General features: G+C 73.6%; 3 protein-coding genes and 2 pseudogenes. 2 read left to right on the plus strand and 3 right to left on the minus strand.

Annotation, left to right across the window (positions count from 1 at the left end; all coding sequences use genetic code 11):
• The coding region (locus IEZ12_RS38660; RefSeq protein ID WP_229847659.1) for an Hsp20/alpha crystallin family protein at positions 1 to 221 on the minus strand (221 nt) is incomplete at its 3' end.
• 109 nt (positions 222 to 330) lie between these two features.
• Between IEZ12_RS38660 and IEZ12_RS18255 the strand changes: the two genes are divergently transcribed.
• Both IEZ12_RS18255 and IEZ12_RS18260 read left to right on the plus strand, forming a co-directional pair.
• Positions 331 to 1,017: a type III effector protein gene (locus IEZ12_RS18255; RefSeq protein ID WP_189272942.1), complete on the plus strand. Its 687-nt coding sequence runs from the start codon at positions 331 to 333 to the stop codon at positions 1,015 to 1,017.
• Positions 992 to 1,240, plus strand: coding sequence for a hypothetical protein (locus tag IEZ12_RS18260; RefSeq protein WP_189272943.1), 249 nt, complete (start codon positions 992 to 994; stop codon positions 1,238 to 1,240). Before IEZ12_RS18255 ends, IEZ12_RS18260 begins: the two co-directional genes overlap by 26 nt.
• A 313-nt stretch (positions 1,241 to 1,553) precedes the next feature.
• On the opposite strand, the pseudogene IEZ12_RS18265 reads toward IEZ12_RS18260, so the two are convergent.
• Both IEZ12_RS18265 and IEZ12_RS38665 read right to left on the minus strand, forming a co-directional pair.
• A pseudogene (locus IEZ12_RS18265) lies at positions 1,554 to 2,252 on the minus strand (SDR family NAD(P)-dependent oxidoreductase); the annotation flags it as partial.
• 524 nt (positions 2,253 to 2,776) lie between these two features.
• Positions 2,777 to 3,358: pseudogene (locus IEZ12_RS38665) on the minus strand (M4 family metallopeptidase); the annotation flags it as partial.

Here is a 3,358-nt window from a genome sequence, read left to right on the forward strand (position 1 = left end):
CGCGGGCGGCGCTCGGCCTTGACGGTCACCATGTTCCGCTCGACGTCGATGTCGATCGCCTCCGGGTCCACCCCGGGCAGGTCGAAGCAGATCACGTACTCGTCGCCGGCCCGGTAGGCGTCCAGCGGCATCGGCGCCGGACGCGACCAGGTCCCGGTACTGCCCAGGAACTGCTGGGTCAGACGGTCCAGCTCGCGGAACGGGTCAGTGCGCAACAGCATCGCGAAACACCTCCACTGATCGAATGGGTGCCAGTGCGCTTCACCTGACACCTTTGTAGCGCGTCATCCATCCGATGACAAGTTTGGATGTCGCCTATAGAGTGACTGCATGAGTCAGAAGCCCCGCAGGCCCGCCGCCGGTCCTCCCCAGCCGGTCGAGCCCGCCTCGTTCCTGGCGGCCGCGGCGGCGCTGGCCGCCATCGACGACGCCGTCCGCACCGCCCAGAACCCCGCGTCCCGGCCGCCGACCGCCCCTGACGGGCAGGAAGGCCCCGAGCAGGCCCTGGCCGCCCTGATGCTGCTGCGCGAGCTGCGCACCCAGCTCGCCGGCTGGGAGGCCGGCCTGGTGGAGAGCGCCCGGGAGGCCGGCGCCACCTGGGCCGACCTCGCCCGGCCCATGGGGGTCGCCAGCCGCCAGGCCGCCGAGAACCGCTACCTGCGTCTCAAGCCCGCCGGCGGCAAGCCACAGGCCGCCACCGGCGCGGAACGCGTCAAAGCGGTCCGCGACCGGCGGGCCGCCGACCGGACGGTCACCGCCTGGGCCCGCGACAACGCCGCCGAACTGCGGGTCCTCGCCGCCAGGATCACCATGACCGCACTCGCCCCCGGCGCCCGCCCCGCCCAGGCCGCCCTGACCGCCGCCCTCGGCGCCACCGACCCCGCCGACCTCATAGCGCCCCTCGCCGCCATCCGCCCCCACCTCGGCACCGGCCAGGACGACCTCGCCACCCGCCTCGACACTCTGACCCACCACACCACCCAGCTCCGCGATGACAGCGACCGACGCCGCGCCTGACCCTGACCCCGCCGCCGAAAGGCGCTGGCAGGACCTACTGGACCGGATCCACGACCTCGAAGCACGAGTGGCCGCCACCACGAGCACCGTCACCGCCGCCCTCGACCACCACCTCGCCCGGCTCGACGCCCTGCGCCGCCGGCTCGCCCACCCCGACTGGCCGCTGCCTGCCCCCGACCCGGGCAGCCCCCGGACCACACCGGCGGACAACCGGCCGGCCTGACCGGGCCGGAAGCCACCGCAGACGTCCGACCCGGCACCCGTGCCCCACCGGCACGCCCGGGGGGACGGTCGGTGCTGGTGGTCTCCCGGCGGCGTACCGGCTCCAGGCGGCCCCGATGTCCGTCACAGCTTGTCGGATCCGGGGCGGGACGCGGTCGTCGCCCGTCGCGCGCACGTTCAAGGACATCGCCGGCCTGTTCCACCGCAACGACATCACTGCCGTGGCGGTCGTCGACGACCGGGACCCCGGTCGGCATCGCGTTCGAGAGGCAGCCGCTCGCACATTCGCTTGGCGAGGCATCGCACGGCCGGACTCAGCCGTCGGCCGCTGCCCCGTCGAGCCGGGTCGGCGGGGTGGGCAGCAGGTCGATGCCGGTCAGGTCGCAGCTGGCCGCCCACAGGCGGGCCGCGGTCGTGGGGTCGGTCAGGTGGTTCCAGAGAGGTTCGCTCCTGGGCGTTCCGCGCAGCCCGAACTGGCGCGGGCTCCACATCTGGCCGTCGCGCACGCTCGGGTCGAGCACGGCCCGTACGGCGGGCCACGCGGCGGCTTCCTTGCCCTGGACGACAAGGCCGAGCGGCAGGTGGCGCAGCCGCTGGCCGGTGGAGCGGGCATGGAGCGGCGGGCGCGCGGGGGTGAGGGCGTCGAGTGCCCCGCCGGGGTGAACGAGCACGCTCGTCGTCGTGCTGCCGGCGGCGCGCAGGCGGCGGTCGAGTTCGACGGCGAAGAGCATCTGGGCCAGCTTGGAGCGTGCGTAGGCGCGCTTGGGCCGGTAGTCGTGGGTGCTCTGCAGGTCGTCGGGGTCCAGGGATTCGGACTTGGCGGCGAAGCTGCCGGTCGTGACGATCCGGCTCCCCGGGGTCGCCGCGAGCAGGGGGGTCAGGTGGTGGGTCAGTGCGAAGTGGCCCAGGTGGTTGGTGGCGAACATCGGCTCGTGGCCGGCCCTGGTCTCGCGACGTGGTGGGTGGTCGAGCGCCACACCCGCGTTGTGGACGACCGCGTCCAGGCGGTCCAGCAGCCGGCGGCGGTGCCCGCTCCGCCCAGGACCACTGTGCCGGCGGCGCCGCTGAGGATCAGCACGCGGCGGCGGGAGAGGAGGCGGGAGACGAGGGCGTTGTCGGGTTCGTCGTGCTGCGGAGCATCGGTTGTACGCATGACGTCTGCCTTTCCGTCCGTTCGTTCCGTGTGAGTCGCCCCGCAAGGGAGCGCCGGGCTCCAGCCGGTGCAGGTCCGGTGGGACTTGCCGGAGCACGCGCAGCGGCCGGGTGTCGGCTGCTGGTGCGTGGTGGAGCCCGGCGCTGGTGCGCAACCGGGTTTCGGCGGCGGGTTCGGGGGGTGGGTCCGGGACCGGAGGTCCGGCGGGAGGTGCGGGTCTGCGGACCCGGACCCGTGGGGCGGGCTGTGGTGGTCTCTGCGGCCGACCCGCCCCAGTCAGGTCGGCCGCAGGCTGCCGCGTTCGTTGCTACCCCGCGGGAGCGCGGCAGTCCCGTGGCCGGCGCCGCCCCACAGCGGGGCCGGCCACGGGAGGGTGAGGGTCGGTCAGCCGATGGCGACGTCGTCGACGAGGAAGATGGTCGTCAGGTAGGGGTCCTCGGCGCCGGCGAACTCGAGCTTCACACTCTGGCCCTTGTAGGCGGACAGGTCGACGGTCTTCTGGACGTACCCGGAGCCGGCGTTGGCGTTGGAGTAGGTGGCCAGCGTGGTGCCGTTGACATTGACCTTGAGGGTGTCGTAGGCGATGCTGCCGGACTCCTGGGTGCTGACTTTGAGCCAGAAGGTGAGCTTGGGGCTGCCGGTGGAGGGGACGGCGATGTTCGACTGGGAGAGGGACTCGGTGGCGGTGGTGCCGTAGCCCATCATCGCGGCGTACCAGGCGCCGCCGTGCGCGCTCTGCACGGTGGAGCTGGTGATGTCGTCGGCGCTCTGGGTCCAGCCTGCGGTGCCCTGTTCGAAGCCGCCGTTGGTCAGGGCGTTGCCGGGGTTGGGGTTGCCGGTGGGCGAGGAGGTGGGGGTCGGGGTGGGCGAGGAGGTGGGGGTGGGGGTCGGGGTGCCGGTGCCGGGGTCGGGCAGGGCGGTGCCGACGCTGACGGCGGCCCACGCCTTGGAGACCAGGTACCGCTC

The sequence above is a fragment of the Kitasatospora griseola genome (genome assembly GCF_014648555.1).
GTDB classification, from domain to species: Bacteria; Actinomycetota; Actinomycetes; order Streptomycetales; family Streptomycetaceae; genus Kitasatospora; species Kitasatospora griseola.